We start from the raw sequence: 21,431 nt of genomic DNA, 5'->3' as shown, positions 1-21,431 counted from the left end.
GCTTGCCGGGCCTACATCCTATATAACGTACAAACCTACCGCGCCCGTTATCACCCCACACAGCACCACCAGCCCACCCGACAGCCATAAGGCTTTAGCCGGAAACGCTTTACGCAGCATGACCAGTGACGGAAGACTGAGCGCAGGCAGCGTAATCAGTAACGCCAGCCCTGGTGCGACGCCCATTCCGGCGAGCATCATAGTCTGAACAATCGGGATCTCCGCCGCCGTCGGAATGACAAACAAACAGCCCGCCACCGCCATCGCCATCACCCAAAACAGCGTGTTGCCGACGATGCCATCCGCATGCGGGAACAGCCAGACCCGGGCCGCACCGAGAACAAGCACCGCAATGATGTACACCGGAATGGTATTCCAGAACAGCGTCCACAGGGCTTTTACCCAGCGGGAGAAGAACGGCGTAGCGTCGATCTGCGTCGGCATATCAATCTGAAGAGGCTCAGCGCTGGCCGGCTCTTTCACCCATTTTTGCACCAGCGTGGCGACCACCAGCACCGTCGCTAAACCGGCCACCAATCGAATCAACGTGAACTGCCAGCCGAGCACAAAGCCCATGAACACCAGCGTCGCCGGGTTCAGCAGCGGGTTTCCCAGCCAGAAAGCCAGCGCACCGCCCATTGATACCTGCTGACGACGCATTCCCGCCGCCACGGGGGCCGCACAGCAGGTGCACATCATGCCGGGCAAGGAAAAGAGCGTGCCGAGCAGCGTACCGCGAAAATGCGGTTGTCCGAGGGTACGTTGTAGCCAGTCGCGCGGGATCAGCACCTGAATCAACGAGCCGAGCAGTACGCCCAGCACCGCGGCTTTCCAGACCGCCAGGAAATAGACCCTCGCGTAATCCAGCGCGGCCTGCCACGGGCTGTCTGCTGCCTGGGCCAGTATCGATTTACCGATGTTGTGCGTGTCCGCTGCGGTAAAGGCTTTGCCATAATACGGCTGCCATTTCACGTACCAGAGACCGACGATGACCACGAGGAAGAAGAGTGCAGGCTTCCACCACGCCAGTGGGGAAGATGCCTGTGAGGAAGACTGACCAGCCATACCATGCTCCAGGAAGGAAAAACGATGTGACGCAGGATGTTACGCCTGGCCCGCCGCCATTTCACGTAATTTTGCGGAGGGGATGATGTTCACACCCTGTTTTGCAGGCGAGAGTGCATCTATCAGCATCGCCTTTGCGACGTCGCGCGCGTCAATGGACTTCCAGTTACCGGGCAGGAACGCAAACAGCGGCGCCATCAGCGATTCGTTCAGGCGTCGATTTTCCCTGTCGCCCAGCAGCATCGACGGACGTGCAATGGTGAGTTGCGGCCAGTTCTGCGCGATCAACGCCTCTTCCATTTTCCCCTTAACGCGATTGTAGAAAAATGGCGACCGGGCGTTGGCACCGATGGCGCTGACCACCAGCATGTGACGCGCGCCAAGCCGCTGGCCGGTGAGCGCGGTATCCACCACCAGCGTGTAATCGGCATGTACGAAGGCCTCTTTGCTGCCGGCTTCACGCCTGGTGGTGCCGAGGCAGCAGAACACGATATCCACAGGGGAAGTGACCGTGGCCAGCGCATCGGTGAGTTGCGGGTCGTGAGGATTGATGACGCCGTCGGGCATATCCTGCAACGGGCGTCGGGTGGCGGCGGTTATCTGCGTGATACGCGGTTCCAGCGCCATCATCCGCAGTAAGTGCCCACCAACCAGACCGGTTGCCCCGGTAATCAGTACATGAGTCATTTAATTCTCCTTTGCAGAATTTTCCGTGTGATCACTATTCCAGAATGAACCAGGCTTAACAGTCTGAATGAGTATTTACCATTTCTGGAGAATTTACCTTTCTGAAGCCAGAACCACGGAGGAATCATGAGCAAGAAAATAGCAGTCTTGTTAACCGACGAGTTTGAAGATTCAGAGTTTGCTTCACCCGCCGCTGAATTTAAGAAAGCGGGTCATCAGGTGATCACCATTGAAAAACAGGCGGGCAAAACGGTCACCGGCAAAAAAGGCGAGACTCGCGTCGCTATCGATAAAGCGATTGATGAGGTCAGCCCGGCTGATTTTGACGCCCTGCTGCTTCCCGGCGGCTATTCACCGGACCAGTTACGCGGGGATGAGCGTTTTGTCACCTTTACCCGTGATTTCATCAACAGCGGGAAACCGGTGTTCGCCATTTGCCACGGCCCACAATTATTGATTAGCGCTGATGTCCTGCGTGGACGCAAGCTCACTGCTGTGAAACCCATTGTGGTGGACGTTAAAAATGCGGGCGGTGAGTTTTACGATCAGGAAGTGGTCGTGGATAAGGACCAACTGGTGACCAGTCGGACACCGGATGACCTGCCGGCCTTTAATCGCGAGGCATTACGCCTGCTCGGTGCCTGATTTTCGCAACCAAATCATTTTTTTGCCAAAACCCAGCGTGTTGTCGGTGAATTTCAGTTCATCAATGCGGATTTCCCATAAGGGTGCCGGCAGCATTCTGGCCATCGGAAAGCGGCGATAGTAGCGTTCACGCATCGCCGCACTCTCATTTTCGTCCATTCGCCGTATTTCACCACGAAACTGTACACCGCGGATCAGTGCCACCGTTTTCGGCTGCCCATTGACCGTCCCGGCGACAACAGCGCGCGGACCGCTCATTTGCGCATGACGGGTGGTTTCTTCCGTGAGCAGGTAGAAGGCCACGTTTTCACGGTCATAGAGATAAAATGCGCAGGCGGCCCACAGCTCGCCATCCTTTGCCACACTCCAGCTGACAACATGCTGTTTTTCCAGCCATCGACTGATGGCGGCCAGTGACTCCATTTTTGCTCTCCCGCGTGCTATGGTGCGCTCACCTTAACACAGGAGGCGGAACGTGTGCTGGTTTGTCTATTTGATTCGAAGCCCTGATAACCGCCTTTATACGGGCATTACAACCGACGTTGAACGCCGTCTGGCACAGCATCAGAGCGGTAAGGGTGCGAAAGCATTGCGGGGAAAGGGAGAACTGGCGCTGGCCTTCTCCAGAGAGGTTGGTGACTACTCACTTGCATTGCGCGTGGAGTATCAGATTAAACAGCTGACGAAGCGCCACAAAGAGCGCCTCGTCGCCGGGGATGCCTCGTTTGACGCGCTACTGGAGCGCCTCAGAGACGATTAAAGTGGTCGCAGTATTCTACCTGGCCGTGCACGCCATTCAGCGCGTCATCCGCCAGCGGGCGCAGTTGGAAGGCCGCTTCGGTGCCCGGCCAACGACAGCGTAAATCATGGCGGGCCGCCGGTTCAAAGCCCAGTTTCCCGTACAGCGCTGGGTCGCCGAGGGTGACCACGGCGGCATAGCCGAACTCGTTCAGTGAATCGAGCCCTTCGTAGACCAGCTGGCGGCCAATACCCTGCCTCTGATACGCTTTATCAACGGCCAGCGGCGCCAGCCCGACCCACTGCAACTCTTCGCCTTCGATGCTTACCGGACTGAAGGCCACGTAGCCGACAACCTGTCCTTCGTCATCCGTAGCGACCAGACCCAATGTAATCAGGCCGTCTTCCCGCAGGGATTGCACCAGTTCGGCTTCACCGTCGCTTTCAAACGAACGGCGCAGCAGGGCATCAATGCCCGGTGCGTCTATCCCAATTTCCACTCGAATCAGCATGGTTCACCTACCGATGTGTGTCTGGTTTGTGGCGGGTTCTGCTGCCCCGCCTCAACAAAGTCCGCCAGTTGCAGCAGCATGATACGCAGCGCTTTTGGCATCTGCTCAAGCTCAATGGCGTCCATCAGGTTTTTGACGTACAGCCCTAATTCCGTGTCGCCCTCAATCACTAAGCGGCGCTGGAAAAAGAGCGTATCCGGATCCTGTTTACGTGCCGCAATCATCAGCAAATCGCTGGCGTCTGCGCTGAAGCTCACATCGGCATCTGCGGAATCGCTGACAATCAGGCGGTCATTTTCTACGGAGGTGAACCAGCGCAGGCCAATATCGCGCACATCAATGCTTAACCAACGGCCTTCCAGAAAATCCAGTTCGCCTTCCGCTAACGCCTGGCGGAACTGCCAGCTTAGCACCTGTTCCAGTACCTGACGTTTTAAGGCGAACGGGGTGATTTTCACCGGGACGCTCATCAGAGTCGGGCCCATCTGTACCAGGCGTGAACGCAGTTTATCCAACACGAGCTTTACTCCCTCAATGCAATAGTCCGGTTATTCTGCCACAACCGCGAAACAACATAGCGGCGTAAATCAACAATTCTGTAAGAGGCTATGCCGCATTATTGGCACCCTCAATCCGCTTTTAACTGCCTCAAATCAAAAATAGTCGACGATGGGTTAACTAAAATCCCAGTTCGTTAACAATCGCGGCCCTGCGGGTCGCTGCCTCAGGAAATATTATGGAGCTGCTCTGCCCTGCCGGAAACCTCCCGGCGCTTAAGGCGGCCATCGAAAACGGTGCCGACGCGGTATACATCGGACTGAAAGATGACACCAACGCCCGTCATTTTGCCGGCCTTAACTTCACCGAAAAAAAACTGCAGGAAGCGGTCAGCTTTGTACATCAGCACCGCCGGAAGCTACATATTGCCATCAACACTTTTGCGCACCCAGACGGTTATGTCCGCTGGCAGCGTGCGGTGGATATGGCCGCTCAGCTCGGCGCCGATGCGCTGATCCTCGCAGATATCGCGATGCTGGAATACGCCGCCGAGCGCTATCCGCACATTGAGCGTCACGTTTCCGTGCAGGCTTCCGCGACCAATGAAGAGGCGATCCGCTTCTATCATCGTAACTTTGACGTCGCCCGCGTGGTGCTCCCGCGCGTGCTTTCTATTCATCAGGTTAAGCAACTGGCGCGCACCACGCCAGTTCCATTGGAAGTTTTTGCCTTTGGCAGCCTGTGCATTATGGCTGAAGGCCGTTGTTTTCTCTCCTCCTGGTTAACGGGGGAGTCGCCAAATACGGTGGGAGCCTGTTCTCCGGCGAAGTACGTGCGCTGGCAGCAAACGCCGCAGGGGCTGGAATCTCGCCTTAACGACGTGCTGATCGACCGTTATCAGGACGGCGAAAATGCCGGTTATCCGACGCTGTGCAAAGGCCGTTACATCGTGGATGGGCAGCGTTTTCACGTGCTCGAAGAGCCGACCAGCCTTAATACGCTGGAGCTGCTGCCGGAACTGCTCGCGGCGAATATTGCCTCGGTGAAAATCGAAGGCCGCCAGCGCAGCCCGGCCTATGTCAGCCAGGTAGCGAAAGTGTGGCGTCAGGCCATTGACCGCTGCATGGCCGACCCGAAAAACTTTGTGCCGCAATCCGCCTGGATGGACACGCTCGGCGCGATGTCCGAAGGCACCCAGACCACGCTTGGCGCGTATCATCGTAAATGGCAGTAAGGAACGTGATGAAATATTCATTAGGGCCAGTGCTCTATTACTGGTCAAAAGAGACGCTGGAAGACTTCTACCAGCAGGCGGCCCACAGCAGCGCCGATACCATTTATCTTGGGGAAGCGGTGTGCAGCAAACGTCGCGCCACCAAAGTAGGCGACTGGCTGGATATGGCGAAAAGCCTGGCGGGCAGTGGCAAACAGGTCGTGCTGTCGACTCTGGCGCTGGTTCAGGCATCTTCCGAACTCAATGAGCTGAAACGCTACGTTGATAACGGGGATTTCCTGATTGAAGCCAGCGACCTTGGCGTGGTGAACCTGTGCGCCGATCGCAATCTGCCGTTCGTCGCCGGACACGCCCTGAACTGCTATAACGCCGTGACTCTGCGCCTGTTGCAAAAACAGGGCATGATGCGCTGGTGTATGCCGGTCGAGCTTTCCCGCGACTGGCTGGTGAACATGCTCAAACAGTGCGAAGAGCTGGGCATTCGCGATAAGTTTGAAGTGGAAGTTCTGAGCTACGGCCACCTGCCACTGGCCTATTCCGCCCGCTGCTTTACCGCGCGCTCGGAAGACAAGCCGAAGGACGAGTGCGAAACCTGCTGCATCAAATATCCTAACGGGCGCGATATGCTGTCGCAGGAGAACCAGCAGGTGTTTGTCCTGAACGGTATTCAGACCATGAGTGGCTACGTTTACAACCTCGGCAATGAGCTGAAGTCGATGGACGGTCTGGTCGATATGGTTCGTCTGTCGCCGATGGGCACCGATACCTTCGCGATGATTGACGCCTTCCGCGCCAATGAAAAGGGTGCCGCACCGCTGGCGCTCCAAGCGCACAGCGACTGCAACGGCTACTGGAAACGTCTGGCCGGACTCAAACTACAGGCATAAAAAAGCTCACTTTGTTAACGACGGTTATCGGTTTGTAATGCAGTATTAAAGATGCAGCTTTTCTGGCCGGCGCGATTTTCCTGCGCCAGGCTGGAAGAAGACCTTCAATCTGATGACGATGCTGTAGCAAAGTGAGCCGTTATGACTGACAAAAATTGTGCATTCTCGGTGCTGGATCTGGCGCCGATCCCTCAGGGCTCTTCAGCGAAAGAAGCCTTTTCCCATTCGCTCGACCTCGCCCGCCTCGCGGAGAAGCGTGGTTATCACCGTTACTGGCTGGCCGAACACCACAATATGAGTGGGATCGCCAGCGCCGCAACCTCGGTGTTGATTGGCTATCTGGCCGCTAACACCTCGACGCTTCACCTCGGGTCTGGCGGGGTCATGTTGCCCAACCACTCTCCATTGGTGATTGCCGAGCAGTTCGGCACCCTGAACACGCTGTATCCAGGCCGTATCGATTTGGGGCTGGGACGTGCGCCGGGCAGCGATCAGCCGACGATGCGCGCCCTGCGCCGTCATATGGGCGGTGATATTGATAACTTCCCGCGCGACGTTGCCGAACTGGTCGACTGGTTTGATGCGCGTGATCCCAATCCGCAGGTGCGTCCGGTCCCGGGATACGGTGAAAAAATTCCGGTGTGGCTGCTGGGCTCAAGCCTTTACAGCGCCCAGCTTGCCGCACAGCTGGGGCTGCCGTTCGCCTTCGCCTCGCACTTCGCGCCCGATATGTTGTTCCAGGCGTTGCAGCTCTATCGCACCCAGTTCAAACCGTCAGCGCGTCTGGAAAAACCGTACGCGATGGTCTGCATCAATATCATTGCTGCCGACAGCAACCGGGATGCGGAATTCCTGTTCACCACCATGCAGCAGGCGTTTGTGAAACTGCGTCGGGGCGAAACCGGGCAACTGCCACCGCCGATTCAGAACATGGATCACTTCTGGACGCCGGGCGAGAAATACGGCGTCGATCAGGCGCTCGGCATGTCGTTGGTGGGAGATAAAACGAAAATTCGTCATGGGCTGGAATCGGTGCTGCGTGAAACACAGGCCGACGAAATCATGGTCAACGGGCAGATTTTCGATCACCAGGCGCGCCTGCATTCGTTCGATTTGGCGATGCAGGTGAAAGAGGAGTTGTTGGGATAGTTTTTGTTTGTTGCCCGGCGGCACTTCGTTTGCCAGGCCTACAGGTATATTGCCACGTAGGCCCGGCAAGCATTGCGCCGCCGGGCATTAACGATTACTGATACACTGGCAACACATTGAAGCTCGACAGGAAGTGAACCACCACGTTACCGACCCCAAACAGCAGAATCAGCGCAATCATCGGCTTTCCACCCCATACGCGGAACTGCGGACTACCAAAGCGCTTGCGTGATTTACGCGCCAGCAGCGCGGGTACAATCGCCGCCCAGATGGTCGCCGCCAGACCGGCATAGCCAATCGCATACAGGAAACCGTTCGGCCACAGCAGGCCGCCAATCACCGGTGGAAAGAAGGTCAACAGCGCGGTTTTAAAACGTCCGAGCGGGGCATCGTCAAACTTGAACAGATCCGCCAGATAGTCGAACAGGCCCAGCGTCACGCCGAGGAAAGAACTCGCGACGGCAAAGTTTGAGAACACAACCAGCAGAAGATCCAGACTACGACTGTTCAGCACGCCGCTCAGCGCCTGCACCAGCACATCAATGTTACCGCCCTTCTGCGCAATGCCGATAAATTCTGGACGCGAGATATTCCCCATCGTCCCCAGCAGCCACACGGCATACAGGCCCAGCGCCAGCAGTGTGCCGTATACCAGGCACTTGACGATGGTCTTAGGATCTTTGCCGTAATACTTCATCAGGCTTGGCACATTACCGTGATAGCCGAACGACGCCAGGCAGAACGGCAGCGTCATCAGCAGATACGGCAGATAGGTCGCGTGCTGTTCCGCCACGTTGAACAACGTTGGCGATTCTACGTGACCAAGCAAGCTGCCGAAGGTCAGGAAGAAAGTAATCACTTTCGCGCCGAGGACAATCGCCGTCATTCGGCTGACCGCTTTGGTACTGAGCCACACCACAAACGCCACCAGAATCGCGAAGCCCAACCCGGCCAGACGCGGCGGCACATTCAGCGACATTTCACTGAACGTGTGGTGCAGAATCGAGCCGCTCGCTGAGATGTAGGCGTAGGTCAGAATGTAGAGCACGAACGCAATCGACAGCCCGTTGATGATGTTCCAGCGCTTACCGAGCAAATCTTTAGTGATGGTGTCGAAGCTCGAGCCAATCCGATAGTTGAGGTTGGCCTCGAGGATCATTAGCCCGGAATGCAGCATGCAGAACCAGGTGAACACCAATGCCGCCAGCGACCAGAAGAACCACGCTCCGGACATGACCACCGGCAGCGAGAACATCCCTGCACCAATAATCGTTCCGCCGATAATCACCACCCCGCCAATCAATGACGGCCGGGTTGCTGTGGTGGTCAATGTCGCCATAGCGCCTGCTCTCCAGAAGAAAATAATCTAAATAAGTTTTATGCGCAGCACTGTACCAGTACACGAGTACAATTGAAATAAAAAAAGCCCCGATAATAAATACCGGGGCTGTATCGTTTACTTTACGTCAGCAAACGTAGTTTTTTATCTGGCAATTATGCTTCGGTAGGACGACGACGCACTGGCGCATCATCACGACGTGGCCCACGGCCACCTTCGCGACGCTCACCGCTGAAACGGCCTGCACCACCACCTTCACGACGTTCACCGCTGAAGCGACGACCTTCGCCACCGCGAGCACCTTCGCTGCGACCGCCTTCACGACGCTCACCGAAACCGCCACGACCACCAGCAGGAGCACCGCGACGCTCACCGCCACCGGTGTGCGGCACTGCATCACCGACCAGCTGCATGTTCATCGGCTTGTTCAGGATGCGGGTGCGAGTAAAGTGCTGCAGAACTTCGCCCGGCATACCTTTCGGCAGCTCGATAGTAGAGTGGGTACCGAACAGCTTGATGTTACCGATGTAACGGCTGCTGATATCGCCTTCGTTAGCGATAGCGCCAACAATGTGACGAACTTCAACGCCGTCATCACGACCCACTTCAATGCGGTACAGCTGCATATCACCAACGTCACGACGTTCGCGACGCGGACGGTCTTCACCGCTACGCTCTGGACGGTCACCACGTGGGCCACGGTCGTTACGATCGCCGCGCGGAGCACGGTCATTACGGTCGAAACGTTCGTCACGATCGCGGAACTCACGCTTAGGACGCATCGGTGCATCTGGTGGCAGGATCAGAGGACGTTCGCCCTGAGCCATTTTCAGCAGTGCTGCGGCCAGAGTTTCCATATCCAGTGCTTCATCAGCAGAAGGCTGAATTTTTGCCAGCAGACCGCGGTAGATATCCAGATCGCTGCTTTCCAGCTGCTGCTGAATTTTAGCGGAGAACTTAGCCAGACGACGCTCACTCAGCAGTTCACGGGTTGGCAGTTCTACTTCTGGAATCGTCAGCTTCATGGTGCGTTCGATGTTACGCAGCAGACGACGCTCGCGGTTCTCAACGAACAGCAGCGCACGGCCAGCACGACCTGCACGACCGGTACGGCCGATACGGTGAACGTAAGACTCGGAGTCCATTGGGATGTCGTAGTTAACAACCAGGCTAATACGCTCAACGTCCAGGCCACGGGCCGCAACGTCGGTCGCAATCAGGATGTCCAGACGACCATCTTTCAGACGATCCAGAGTCTGCTCACGCAGGGACTGGTTCATGTCGCCGTTCAGCGCGGCACTGTTATAGCCACTCTGTTCCAGCGCTTCAGCCACTTCCAGGGTCGCATTTTTGGTACGTACGAAGATAATCGCCGCATCAAAATCTTCTGATTCCAGGAAACGCACCAGCGCTTCGTTCTTACGCATGCCCCATACAGTCCAGTAGCTCTGGCTGATGTCAGGACGGGTCGTTACGCTAGACTGAATGCGAACTTCCTGCGGTTCTTTCATGAAACGACGAGTAATACGACGAATCGCTTCTGGCATGGTTGCAGAGAACAGAGCGGTCTGATGACCTTCTGGGATCTGAGCCATAATGGTTTCAACGTCTTCGATGAAGCCCATACGCAGCATTTCATCAGCTTCATCCAGGACCAGACCTTTCAGGCTGGACAGGTTCAGCGTGCCACGTTTTAAGTGATCGAGCAGACGACCTGGGGTACCGACAACAATTTGTGGTCCCTGACGCAGGGCGCGCAGCTGTACGTCATAACGCTGGCCACCGTAAAGGGCCACAACGTTTACGCCGTGCATATGTTTAGAGAAATCCGTCATGGCTTCAGCAACCTGAACCGCCAGTTCGCGGGTCGGTGCCAGCACCAGGATTTGTGGTGCTTTCAGCTCTGGATCAAGGTTGTGCAGCAGCGGTAAAGAGAACGCTGCAGTTTTGCCGCTACCCGTCTGGGCCATACCCAGTACATCGCGGCCACCCAGCAGATGTGGAATACACTCTGCCTGGATTGGAGATGGTTTTTCGTAGCCCAGATCGTTCAGAGCTTTAATGATGGAGTCGTTAAGACCCAGATCGGAAAAAGTAGTTTCGATAGTAGTAGTCTCGATGGTATCAGTCATGTAGTACACGTGCCTCGTAGATGGCGGCCAGTCTACATAACTCATCGTGAAATTGACCTGCAATTTTCATTGAAAAGTGTGAACCGGCTCAAATTTGGGTAATTAACGAACAATAAAGCCCTCACCCGTGAAGATGATGGCAATCAAAAAAGAATATGGTCTGATTTGTATGTTCGTCAGCTATTGCTGGTCCGATTCTGCCAGGTCATCTTGCTCCTGGCCCAAGAGCGCTAATTCCAACAATGCGTATCGGTGCTCAACAAAGTTATGAACGTTGTTAGCGACCGCCAGTTTGAACAGTGCCGTAGCGCTGTCCTTGTCCCCCAGACTTAGGTAGTACTTACCTAAATAGAAGTTTGTTTCACTGAGATGTTCAGCGAGCGAGGTGTTATCCGTTGCGTCCGTCTTCAGGCGATCCATCAGCGTTGCTTCGCTAATGTCACCGAGATAGAACTCGACAATGTTCCATCCCCATTGCTCTTTGTCCGATTTTTCGTAGCGCTGCTTGAGTGCTACGACAGCCTGCTTCTCATCGAGCTTCCGCTCAACGATGTATAGCCACAGACTACGGAAAGGATCATTGGGATCGTCTTGATAAAACGCCAGCAGATCATCTTGCGCTAACTTAGCACGACCACCGTAATAAAGCGCGATGCCGCGGTTCAGATATGCGTAATTGTAAGTTGGATCAAGCTCAAGTACAGAATCAAACGCTTCATAGGCAGCATCAAAATTGCCTGCCTGCGTTAAATAAATGCCTAAGTAATTGAATACTTCAGGCATATCGGGTCTGATTGCCAGCGCTTGCGAGAAATCGTTACGCGCTAATGCTCTCAAACCGAGACTATCATACAACACTCCGCGCTCATATAAAAGCTGTGCGCGTTCATCATCGGATAAAGCCCGACTGGCAAGAATTTGTTCCATACGTGCCAGAATCACTTCTTGCTGCAATGTCGGTTGCAATGGCACCGCCAGGACTTCACTCTTACGCCAGGCAGAGGAGTTGCTGCATCCTGCCAGCGTGAGTGCTGTCGCAACGAAACACCAGCGCAAAAAAGGCTTCATTTCCCACTCCCGAAGACAACAATTGGATGAACGTCCTGTTCCCCGGCTGCTAACAAGCGTCCTGCCCGGAATGCGCCCTCCGCAAAGGCGGAGGGCTAATAGGCAACCTTACTCGCCCTGTTCCGCTGCCGGAGCTTCCGGCGCGGCCGCAGGCTGAGTCTGCTCGGTCGCTTCTTTAATGCTCAGACGGACACGGCCCTGGCGATCAACTTCCAGAACCTTAACCGGTACTTCCTGACCCATCTGCAGATAGTCAGTCACTTTCTCTACGCGCTTGTCAGCGATCTGAGAAATGTGTACCAGGCCTTCTTTACCGCCACCGATAGCCACGAAGGCACCGAAGTCTACGATACGGGTAACTTTACCGTTGTAGATGCGGCCCACTTCGATTTCAGCGGTGATCTCTTCGATACGGCGAATAGCGTACTGCGCTTTGTCACCGTCGGTCGCTGCGATTTTCACGGTGCCGTCATCTTCGATTTCGATGGTGGTGCCGGTTTCTTCAGTCAGCGCACGGATAACAGAGCCGCCTTTACCGATAACGTCTTTGATCTTGTCCGGGCTGATCTTGATGGTATGAATACGCGGTGCGAATTCAGAGATGTCGCCACGCGGTGCGTTGATTGCCTGTTCCATCACGCCCAGGATGTGCAGACGCGCACCTTTGGCCTGATTCAGAGCAACCTGCATGATTTCTTTGGTGATACCTTCAATTTTGATATCCATCTGCAGAGCAGAGATACCTTCGCGGGAACCCGCAACTTTGAAGTCCATATCGCCCAGGTGATCTTCGTCGCCGAGGATGTCGGACAGAACGACGAAGTTCTCGCCTTCTTTAACCAGACCCATCGCGATACCTGCTACTGCAGATTTAATCGGTACGCCTGCGTCCATCAGTGCCAGGGAAGCGCCACACACGGAAGCCATGGAAGAAGAACCGTTAGATTCGGTGATTTCAGAAACCACACGAACGGTATACGGGAATTCGTCAGTGGTCGGCATCACTGCCAGCACGCCACGCTTCGCCAGACGGCCGTGACCGATTTCACGACGCTTCGGGGAGCCAACCATACCGGTTTCGCCCACGGAGTACGGAGGGAAGTTGTAGTGGAACAGGAAGCTGTCAGTGCGATCGCCCATCAGTTCGTCGATGTTCTGCGCGTCACGTGCGGTACCCAGAGTTGCTGTAACCAGCGCCTGAGTTTCACCACGGGTGAACAGTGCGGAACCGTGAGTACGTGGCAGTACGCCAGTGCGCACGTCCAGACCACGAATCATGTCTTTTTCACGACCATCGATACGCGGTTCGCCAGCCAATACGCGGCTACGTACTGCAGTTTTCTCGATACCGTGCAGGATGTCGCCCAGTTCGTTAGCGTCCAGCGCTTCGTCTTCAGCAACCAGGGTCGCGATCACTTCAGATTTGATAGCATCAATCTGGGTGTAACGTTCCTGTTTGTCGGTGATACGGTATGCATCGCTCAGACGAGACTGTGCCAGACCGGCAACGCGCGCATGCAGCGCTTCGTCGATGACTTCTGGCTTCCAATCCCAACGTGCTTTACCCGCTTCTTTCACCAGGTCGTTGATGTTCTGGATAACGATCTGCTGCTGTTCGTGGCCGAACACCACGGCGCCCAGCATCTGGTCTTCGCTCAGCAGTTCAGCTTCAGATTCAACCATCAGTACAGCGGCTTCGGTACCGGCAACAACCAGGTCCAGTTTGCTGGTTTTCAGCTCTTCCTGGGTTGGGTTCAGTACGTACTGGTCGTTGATGTAACCCACGCGCGCAGAACCGATTGGGCCGTTGAACGGAAGACCGGACAGGGACAGTGCTGCAGAAGCACCAATCATTGCCACGATATCAGGGTTAACCTGCGGGTTTACGGATACAACGGTCGCGATAACCTGAACTTCGTTAATGAAGCCTTCTGGGAACAGCGGGCGAACCGGGCGGTCAATCAGACGCGCAATCAGGGTTTCGCCTTCGCTTGGACGGCCTTCACGACGGAAGAAGCCACCAGGAATTTTACCAGCAGCGTAAGTACGCTCCTGATAGTTAACAGTCAGTGGGAAGAAGTCCTGGCCTGGCTTGGTTTTTTTCTGACCTACAACGGTAACGAATACCGCGGTGTCATCCATGCTAACCATAACGGCAGCAGTCGCCTGACGCGCCATCATGCCGGTTTCCAGTGTGACCGTGTGCTGGCCATACTGGAATTTACGAACGATCGGATTCAGCAAAATTTTATCCTTTCAAGATGAGTAACGGGACACCATTGGATGTGCCGTTTTAAGACTCGATCCTCTTGCATCCTCGCGACTAATGACAATCCTAACCTACGGTTAAGTCTCTCATTAGCCGCGCGAAACGCTGCAATGAAGATCATTTGTTTCAGCAATACAAACAATACATGAGTTTCATGTTAATTGCTGCCAGCTGGTTGAAAAAAGGGGCCATAAAGGCCCCTCTTTCTGAAACTCGCTAGAACTAGCGACGCAGACCCAGACGCTCAATCAGCGCGGTGTAGCGTGCTACATCTTTACGTTTCAGGTAGTCGAGCAGTTTACGACGCTGAGAAACCATACGCAGCAGACCACGACGGCTGTGGTGATCTTTTTTGTGCTCAGAGAAGTGACCCTGCAGGTGGTTGATCTGTGCAGTCAGCAGAGCAACCTGAACTTCGGTGCAGCCGCTGTCGTTAGAACCACGACCAAACTCGGAAACGATTTTTGCTTTAGCTTCAACGCTTAGAGACATTTTAAACTCCAGATTTAAAAAGTAAAAAGGGTGCCGATCTCTAATTCAGCGACCCCAGGATTAACGACTTGACGCAGGCGAACCTGAATTCAGACGTTAAGCGGCAATATTCTACCCGTAGCGACCTGTTATCGCAAGACAGGCGATTATTGCGGATACTCGACGACCAGACGACGCGGCGCGACACGGCCTTCGTCATCAATCTCGCCCATACCGATGAATTTGCCTTCTTCGCCTTCAGTCACGCGCACCAGACCGTGCACCTGCACGTCAGCAGAGCGGACCGGATTGCCATTTTTGAAGTACACAGAGGACGTCAGGGGCAAATTCACAACCGGGAAATCTTCTGCCGGGCTGTCCATTGGCATCAACAGCGGATCCAGCAGCTGCGCCGCAGGAATATCCTGCTCTTCAGCCTGCGCAACCAGTGCCTGCAAATGCTCCAGCGTCACCATTCTGTCGACCGGGTAACGGCTCACGGCCAGGCGACGCAGCATCGTAACGTGCGCCCCGCAGCCGAGCTTTTCGCCCAGATCATCAATGATGGTGCGGATATAGGTGCCTTTCGAACAGTGGATTTCCAGCTCCAGTTCATCCCCTTCGTGGCGAATAAACAGCAGTTCATACACGGTTATCTGGCGCGCTTCACGCGGGACTTCAATACCCTGGCGAGCGTATTCGTACAGCTTTTTGCCCTGATATTTTAATGCAGAGTACATCGACGGCACCTGCATTGTGTCGCCACGGAAACTGTCCAGTGCGTTGGCAAGTTCGGTGGCGCTGAACGCTATCGGACGTTCTTCCACGACCAAACCATCGGCATCAGATGTGTCAGTGCGCTGCCCCAGCTTCGCGATAACGCGGTAGCGTTTGTCGGAGTCGAGCAGGTACTGAGAAAACTTGGTGGCTTCACCGAGACACACCGGCAGCATACCGGTCGCCAGCGGATCCAGAGCGCCCGTATGCCCTGCACGGTTGGCGTTATAAAGACGCTTCACCTTTTGCAGAACGTCATTACTGGATGCGCCTTCCGGTTTATCCAGCAGCAGCACGCCATGAATGTCGCGACCACGACGACGAGGACGACTCATCAGTCCTCCTTGGTGTCATCCGGGTTCACACGACGTTCTTCGTCGTGCTTTACCACGTTGGTCACGAGGTTGGACATACGCATACCTTCGACCAACGAGTTGTCGTAGAAGAAGGTCAGTTCCGGCACGATACGCAGGCGCATGGCTTTACCCAGCAGCGTGCGGATGAAACCAGAAGCGTCCTGCAACGCACGGATGCCCGCTTTCACAGCAGCTTCATCTTTATCGTTCAGGAAGGTGACGAATACTTTGGCGTACGCCAGGTCACGGGAGACTTCAACACCGGATACGGTGGTCATCAGGCCCAGACGTGGATCTTTAATTTCGCGCTGCAGGATGATAGCAATTTCTTTCTGCATCTCCTGGGATACGCGCTGCGGGCGACCAAATTCTTTCGCCATAATAAATTCTCCAGATAAAAGACAAAAAAGGGGCCAAAGCCCCTTTTTAGAATTATTGCCGGGTGGCGCTTCGAAGCCTGATGGCGCTAACGCTTATCAGGCCTACAAACCCAGGCCGTAGGCCCGGTAAACGTAGTGCCACCGGGCATTTCAACGATTAGTCGATGCTGCGCTGAATCTCGATGATCTCGAACACTTCGATCATATCGCCGACGCGTACGTCGTTGTAGTTCTTAACGCCGATACCACATTCCATGCCGTTACGGACTTCGTTGGCATCATCTTTGAAGCGGCGCAGGGATTCCAGCTCGCCTTCATAGATAACCACGTTGTCACGCAGGACGCGGATTGGGTTGTGACGTTTGACCACACCTTCGGTAACCATACAACCTGCGATGGCACCAAATTTCGGCGATTTGAACACGTCGCGAACTTCAGCCAGGCCGAGGATCTGCTGTTTCAGTTCTGGAGACAGCTTACCGCTCATTGCCGCTTTCACTTCGTCGATCAGATGATAGATGACGGAGTAGTAACGCAGATCCAGGCTTTCGGATTCAATAACACGGCGCGCAGAAGCGTCAGCACGTACGTTGAAGCCAACCAGAATCGCGTTGGATGCAGCAGCCAGGGTTGCGTCGGTTTCGGTGATACCACCTACGCCAGAACCGATGATTCTCACCTTCACTTCGTCGGTAGAGAGTTTCAGCAGAGAATCGGAGATTGCTTCTACAGAACCCTGTACGTCGGCCTTCAGAACGACGTTCACTTCGTGAACTTCGCCTTCGGTCATGTTGGCAAACATGTTTTCCAGCTTGGATTTCTGCTGACGAGCCAGTTTAACTTCACGGAATTTACCCTGGCGATACAGCGCAACTTCACGCGCTTTCTTCTCGTCACGAACAACCGTTACTTCGTCACCGGCAGCCGGTACACCAGACAGGCCGAGGATCTCAACCGGAATGGACGGACCTGCTTCTGTGACTTCCTGACCCAGTTCGTTACGCATCGCACGAACACGACCGTATTCGAAGCCGCACAGAACGATGTCACCTTTGTTCAGAGTACCTTCACGAACCAGAACGGTAGCAACCGGACCACGACCTTTATCCAGGAAGGATTCGATAACTGCACCGCTTGCCATACCGTTACGAACCGCTTTCAGTTCGAGAACTTCAGCCTGCAGCAGGATAGCGTTGAGCAGGTCGTCGATACCGGTACCTGCTTTCGCAGAAACGTGAATGAACTGGCTCTCACCGCCCCACTCTTCCGGCATGATGCCGTACTGGGACAGTTCCTGCTTAACACGATCCGGATCGGCTTCCAGCTTATCGATTTTGTTTACAGCAACAACTACCGGCACCTGCGCCGCTTTCGCGTGCTGGATTGCTTCGATAGTCTGCGGCATCACGCCATCGTCTGCAGCAACAACCAGAACCACGATATCCGTCGCCTGCGCACCACGAGCACGCATGGAGGTAAACGCGGCGTGGCCCGGGGTATCCAGGAAGGTGATCATGCCGTTGTCAGTTTCTACGTGGTAAGCACCGATATGCTGGGTAATACCACCCGCTTCGCCGGAGGCTACTTTAGTAGAACGAATGTAGTCGAGCAGAGACGTTTTACCGTGGTCAACGTGACCCATGATGGTCACAACAGGTGCACGCGGTTCAGCCGCTGCGCCAGTGTCACGGTCGCTCATTACTGCTTCTTCCAGCTCGTTTTCACGACGCAGGATAACTTTGTGGCCCATCTCTTCGGCAACCAGCTGTGCGGTTTCCTGGTCGATGACCTGGTTGATGGTCGCCATTGCGCCCAGCTTCATCATTGCTTTGATGACCTGAGAACCTTTAACGGCCATTTTGTTCGCCAGATCGCCAACGGTGATGGTTTCGCCGATAATAACGTCACGGTTTACGGCCTGAGCTGGCTTCTGGAAGCCCTGCTGCAGCGCGGAACCTTTACGCTTGCCGCCTTTACCACCACGAACAGAAGCACGAGCTTCTTCGCGATCGGCTTTGGATTCAGCGTGTTTGTTGGCTTTCTTAGGACGAGGCGCTTTAGCGGTACGGGTACGGCTACGGCCACCTTCGCTTTCACGGTCGTTTTCATCTTCAGCCTGGCGCGCATGCTGAGAAGTCGTCACGTGATAATCGCTGCTGTCTTCAGTCGGCTCAGCCACGGTATTAACACCGTTTTTCTCGTTTTCAGCGGCCATGCGGCGGGCTTCATCCGCAACGCGACGCGCTTCTTCTTCAAGCTTACGGCGCGCTTCTTCTTCCGATTTACGCTTGAGCTCTGCAGATTCTGCTTCACGGCGGGCTTTTTCAGCCTGGGCGGTTTTTGTCATATCGTCGGTCTGTTGATTGCTCACTTTGTCTTTTTCCGCAACTTCACGTTTCGCTTTATCAGCGGATTCACGTTTAGCTTGTTCTGCGGCCTCACGTTCAGCTTTTGCCTGTGCCTCACGCTTGGCTGCTTCTTCAGCCTCACGGCGGGCTTGTTCTTCCGCTTCACGCTTCGCTTCTTCTTCAGCCAGACGGTCGGCTTCCTGCGGGTCACGTTTTACAAAGGTACGCGTTTTGCGGACTTCAATCTGCACCGATTTGCTCTTACCACCCGTACCCGGAACGCTCAGGGTAGTGCGAGTTTTACGTTGCAGCGTCAGCTTGTCAGGTGCTGAACCGTGTTCACGGTTCAGGTGTGCCAACAAGGTCTGTTTTTCTTGTGCGGTCACAGAGTCATCAGCTTGCTTCGGGATGCCTGCATCAGCGAATTGCTGTACCAGGCGGTCCACGGAAGTCTGAATCTCTGCGGCCAGCGTTTTTACGGTTACATCTGTTGTCATGCTGTTCCTTCCTGCTACAGTTTATTACGCTTCGTCGCCGAACCAGCAAATATTACGTGCGGCCATGATGAGCTCACCGGCTTTCTCGTCGGTTAAATCTTCAATATCAGCCAGGTCGTCAATGCCCTGATCGGCGAGATCTTCCAGCGTACAAACACCGCGGGCAGCTAGCTTAAATGCCATTGTACGATCGAGACCTTCAAGGTTCAGCAGATCGTCAGCCGGTTTAGTATCACCGAGGCTTTCTTCCTGAGCCAGCGCCAGCGTAGTCAGTGCGTTTTTCGCACGTTCACGAAGTGCCTCAACGGTCTGTTCATCCAGGCCGTCAATTTCCAGCAGTTCTTTCATTGGCACATAGGCCAGTTCTTCCAGGCTGGAGAAACCTTCTTCTACCAGCACGGTCGCGAAGTCTTCATCAATTTCAAGATATTTGGTGAAGGTATCGATAGCTGCGTGTGCTTCCGCCTGATGCTTCGCGTTCAGATCGTCAACGGTCATAACGTTGAGATCCCAGCCGCTCAGCTGAGACGCCAGTCGCACGTTCTGGCCGTTACGACCAATTGCCTGCGCCAGGTTGCCCGCTTCTACCGCGATATCCATGGTGTGTTTGTCTTCGTCAACAACGATAGACGCCACATCGGCCGGAGCCATCGCGTTAATCACGAACTGCGCCGGGTTGTCGTCCCACAGCACGATATCGATACGCTCGCCGCCCAGTTCAGTCGAAACTGCCTGAACACGTGCGCCACGCATACCTACGCAAGCACCTACCGGATCGATACGCTTATCGTTGGTTTTCACCGCGATTTTCGCACGGGAACCCGGATCGCGCGCTGCCGCTTTGATCTCGATAACTTCTTCACCGATTTCTGGCACTTCAATGCGGAACAGTTCGATCAGCATTTCCGGCTTAGAACGGGTGACGAACAGCTGAGCACCACGCGCTTCTGGACGTACGGAGTACAGTACACCGCGGATACGGTCGCCAGGGCGGAAGTTTTCGCGCGGCAGCATATCTTCACGCAGGATCACAGCTTCAGCATTGCTGCCCAGATCCAGAGAGATATTGTCGCGGTTCACTTTCTTGACCACGCCGGTGATGATTTCACCTTCGTGCTCACGGAACTGATCAACAACCATCGCGCGTTCCGCTTCGCGGACTTTCTGCACGATAACCTGCTTCGCGGTTTGAGTGGTGATACGGTCGAAGGTCACAGATTCAATCTGATCTTCAACGTAATCGCCCACGTTCATGCTTTCATCTTCGTAACGAGCAGCTTCCAGCGTGATTTCGCGGGTTGGCAGCGTAACTTCTTCGACCACTACCCAACGGCGGAAGGTGTCAAAGTCACCGCTCTTACGATCGATGCTAACGCGAACCTCGATTTCTTGTTCGTATTTTTTCTTTGTAGCCGTTGCCAGAGCGCTTTCCAGCGCTTCGAAAATCTTCTCGCGCGGCAGCGACTTTTCATTGGAAACGGCTTCAACAACAGCCAAAATTTCTTTGTTCATCGGGGCCTTTCACCTCAATCCAGACTGTTAAAAGTGGGGAACCAGGTTCGCCTTCTGGATGTTACTCAGCGCGAACACTTCATCTTTGCCTTCGACTGTAACAGTGATCATCTCACCGTCTACCGCTTTGATAATGCCCTGCCATTTACGACGGTTCTGAACCGCCATGCGCAGGACCAGCGTGACCTCATCACCGAGGAAACGCGTGTAATGTTCAGCGATGAACATAGGACGGTCGAGCCCTGGTGAGGAGACTTCCAGGTTGTAAGCGACGGTAACGGGGTCTTCGACATCCATGACGGCACTGACCTGGTGGCTCACATCAGCACAATCATCAACATTGATGCCATCTTCACTATCAATATAGATGCGCAGCGTAGATGTGCGACCGCGAATGAATTCGATGCCGACCAGCTCGAAGCCCAGAGCCTCAACCGGCGCTTTAAGCATCTCTGTTAATTTCTGTTCTAATGTGGACAAGCCCACCCCCAAGACGTAAAAAAAGGGCATAAAGCCCAGTTATTCTTTAGTCAGATAACAAAAAACCCCGATAAATCGGGGCTTTAGATAACTGAACCCTACAACCGCAAATGCGGTCTGGAGTACTTTCCGAGAGAATTCTTTCAAATCAAGCGACGAATACGAAGAGAATATTTGAAAAAAAACTCAAAGGGAAAGTGGTTGCGGGGGCCGGATTTGAACCGACGACCTTCGGGTTATGAGCCCGACGAGCTACCAGGCTGCTCCACCCCGCGCCTGAAACGTGGCATATTTTACTCATTCGGAGCAAAAAATGCAAATACTGCTGGGATTTGGTACCGAGGACGGGACGTAAAACCGGCCTGTAGTATATTGAATTTTCATCGG

21 protein-coding genes and 1 tRNA gene are annotated in these 21,431 nt (G+C 54.6%); 5 read left to right on the top strand and 17 right to left on the bottom strand.

The window, feature by feature from the left end; all coding sequences use genetic code 11:
- Positions 1-18: 18 nt before the first annotated feature.
- Both A8O29_RS03370 and A8O29_RS03365 read right to left on the bottom strand, forming a co-directional pair.
- A complete protein-coding gene (locus A8O29_RS03370; protein ID WP_125352413.1) occupies positions 19-1,065 on the bottom strand; it encodes a permease in 1,047 nt (348 codons plus the stop codon).
- A 39-nt stretch (positions 1,066-1,104) separates the two neighbouring features.
- Complete coding sequence (locus A8O29_RS03365; RefSeq protein WP_125352415.1) at positions 1,105-1,752, bottom strand: NAD(P)H-binding protein; 648 nt, start codon at positions 1,750-1,752, stop codon at positions 1,105-1,107.
- A 126-nt stretch (positions 1,753-1,878) separates the two neighbouring features.
- Between A8O29_RS03365 and A8O29_RS03360 the strand changes: the two genes are divergently transcribed.
- Positions 1,879-2,397, top strand: a complete 519-nt coding sequence (locus A8O29_RS03360) for a type 1 glutamine amidotransferase domain-containing protein (RefSeq protein WP_125352417.1) — start codon at positions 1,879-1,881, stop codon at positions 2,395-2,397.
- Here the strand turns inward: A8O29_RS03360 and A8O29_RS03355 are convergent.
- Positions 2,377-2,820 (bottom strand): YhbP family protein, encoded by a 444-nt coding sequence (locus A8O29_RS03355; protein ID WP_125352419.1) that lies wholly within the window; start codon positions 2,818-2,820, stop codon positions 2,377-2,379. The genes A8O29_RS03360 and A8O29_RS03355 overlap by 21 nt on opposite strands.
- A gap of 52 nt (positions 2,821-2,872) precedes the next feature.
- On the opposite strand from A8O29_RS03355, the gene A8O29_RS03350 reads away from it, so the two are divergent.
- Positions 2,873-3,157 (top strand): GIY-YIG nuclease family protein, encoded by a 285-nt coding sequence (locus tag A8O29_RS03350; protein WP_125352421.1) that lies wholly within the window; start codon positions 2,873-2,875, stop codon positions 3,155-3,157.
- Here the strand turns inward: A8O29_RS03350 and A8O29_RS03345 are convergent.
- Complete coding sequence (locus A8O29_RS03345) at positions 3,144-3,647, bottom strand: GNAT family N-acetyltransferase (protein WP_125352423.1); 504 nt, start codon at positions 3,645-3,647, stop codon at positions 3,144-3,146. The genes A8O29_RS03350 and A8O29_RS03345 overlap by 14 nt on opposite strands.
- On the bottom strand, positions 3,641-4,165 hold the full coding sequence (gene ubiT / locus A8O29_RS03340) for a ubiquinone anaerobic biosynthesis accessory factor UbiT (protein ID WP_110510543.1): 525 nt from the start codon (positions 4,163-4,165) through the stop codon (positions 3,641-3,643). The genes A8O29_RS03345 and ubiT overlap by 7 nt, the downstream gene beginning before the upstream one ends.
- A gap of 218 nt (positions 4,166-4,383) precedes the next feature.
- Between ubiT and ubiU the strand changes: the two genes are divergently transcribed.
- From ubiU to A8O29_RS03325, 3 genes are all read left to right on the top strand, one after another.
- Positions 4,384-5,379 carry a ubiquinone anaerobic biosynthesis protein UbiU gene (gene ubiU / locus A8O29_RS03335; RefSeq protein ID WP_125352425.1) on the top strand — a complete coding sequence of 332 codons (996 nt, stop codon included), beginning with the start codon at positions 4,384-4,386 and terminating at the stop codon, positions 5,377-5,379.
- 8 nt (positions 5,380-5,387) lie between these two features.
- Positions 5,388-6,266, top strand: coding sequence for a U32 family peptidase (locus A8O29_RS03330; protein WP_420853964.1), 879 nt, complete (start codon positions 5,388-5,390; stop codon positions 6,264-6,266).
- A gap of 141 nt (positions 6,267-6,407) precedes the next feature.
- Positions 6,408-7,415: a luciferase-like monooxygenase gene (locus A8O29_RS03325; RefSeq protein WP_125352429.1), complete on the top strand. Its 1,008-nt coding sequence runs from the start codon at positions 6,408-6,410 to the stop codon at positions 7,413-7,415.
- A gap of 94 nt (positions 7,416-7,509) precedes the next feature.
- Here the strand turns inward: A8O29_RS03325 and mtr are convergent, their stop codons facing one another.
- From mtr to A8O29_RS03265, 12 genes are all read right to left on the bottom strand, one after another.
- Positions 7,510-8,754 carry a tryptophan permease gene (gene mtr, locus A8O29_RS03320; RefSeq protein WP_125352431.1) on the bottom strand — a complete coding sequence of 415 codons (1,245 nt, stop codon included), beginning with the start codon at positions 8,752-8,754 and terminating at the stop codon, positions 7,510-7,512.
- Between the two features lie 155 nt (positions 8,755-8,909).
- Entirely contained in the window at positions 8,910-10,886 is a 1,977-nt protein-coding gene (locus tag A8O29_RS03315; RefSeq protein WP_125352433.1) for a DEAD/DEAH family ATP-dependent RNA helicase, read from the bottom strand.
- A complete protein-coding gene (gene yrbN / locus A8O29_RS03310) occupies positions 10,879-10,956 on the bottom strand; it encodes a protein YrbN (RefSeq protein ID WP_110510645.1) in 78 nt (25 codons plus the stop codon). The genes A8O29_RS03315 and yrbN overlap by 8 nt, the downstream gene beginning before the upstream one ends.
- A gap of 110 nt (positions 10,957-11,066) precedes the next feature.
- The gene (gene nlpI / locus A8O29_RS03305) at positions 11,067-11,954 is read right to left on the bottom strand and encodes a lipoprotein NlpI (protein WP_125352435.1); all 888 of its coding nucleotides are present in this window, start codon (positions 11,952-11,954) and stop codon (positions 11,067-11,069) included.
- Between the two features lie 108 nt (positions 11,955-12,062).
- Entirely contained in the window at positions 12,063-14,198 is a 2,136-nt protein-coding gene (gene pnp, locus A8O29_RS03300) for a polyribonucleotide nucleotidyltransferase (RefSeq protein WP_125352437.1), read from the bottom strand.
- A 247-nt stretch (positions 14,199-14,445) separates the two neighbouring features.
- Positions 14,446-14,715, bottom strand: a complete 270-nt coding sequence (rpsO, locus tag A8O29_RS03295; RefSeq protein ID WP_097164217.1) for a 30S ribosomal protein S15 — start codon at positions 14,713-14,715, stop codon at positions 14,446-14,448.
- Positions 14,716-14,861: 146 nt separating this feature from the next.
- Positions 14,862-15,806 (bottom strand): tRNA pseudouridine(55) synthase TruB, encoded by a 945-nt coding sequence (gene truB / locus A8O29_RS03290; RefSeq protein WP_125352439.1) that lies wholly within the window; start codon positions 15,804-15,806, stop codon positions 14,862-14,864.
- Positions 15,806-16,207: a 30S ribosome-binding factor RbfA gene (gene rbfA, locus A8O29_RS03285; RefSeq protein ID WP_110510552.1), complete on the bottom strand. Its 402-nt coding sequence runs from the start codon at positions 16,205-16,207 to the stop codon at positions 15,806-15,808. Before rbfA ends, truB begins: the two co-directional genes overlap by 1 nt.
- A 157-nt stretch (positions 16,208-16,364) precedes the next feature.
- Positions 16,365-19,052, bottom strand: coding sequence for a translation initiation factor IF-2 (infB, locus tag A8O29_RS03280; RefSeq protein ID WP_110510553.1), 2,688 nt, complete (start codon positions 19,050-19,052; stop codon positions 16,365-16,367).
- Between the two features lie 24 nt (positions 19,053-19,076).
- A complete protein-coding gene (nusA, locus tag A8O29_RS03275) occupies positions 19,077-20,564 on the bottom strand; it encodes a transcription termination factor NusA (protein WP_110510554.1) in 1,488 nt (495 codons plus the stop codon).
- A 27-nt stretch (positions 20,565-20,591) separates the two neighbouring features.
- A complete protein-coding gene (gene rimP / locus A8O29_RS03270) occupies positions 20,592-21,044 on the bottom strand; it encodes a ribosome maturation factor RimP (RefSeq protein WP_146220069.1) in 453 nt (150 codons plus the stop codon).
- Between the two features lie 198 nt (positions 21,045-21,242).
- A tRNA-Met gene (locus A8O29_RS03265) sits at positions 21,243-21,319 on the bottom strand.
- Positions 21,320-21,431 lie beyond the last annotated feature (112 nt).

The organism is Scandinavium goeteborgense (assembly GCF_003935895.2).
In the GTDB taxonomy this organism is placed as follows: Bacteria; Pseudomonadota; Gammaproteobacteria; order Enterobacterales; family Enterobacteriaceae; genus Scandinavium; species Scandinavium goeteborgense.
Note: the sequence above shows the minus strand (reverse complement) of the source record. Positions and strands in the feature narration are given on the sequence as shown.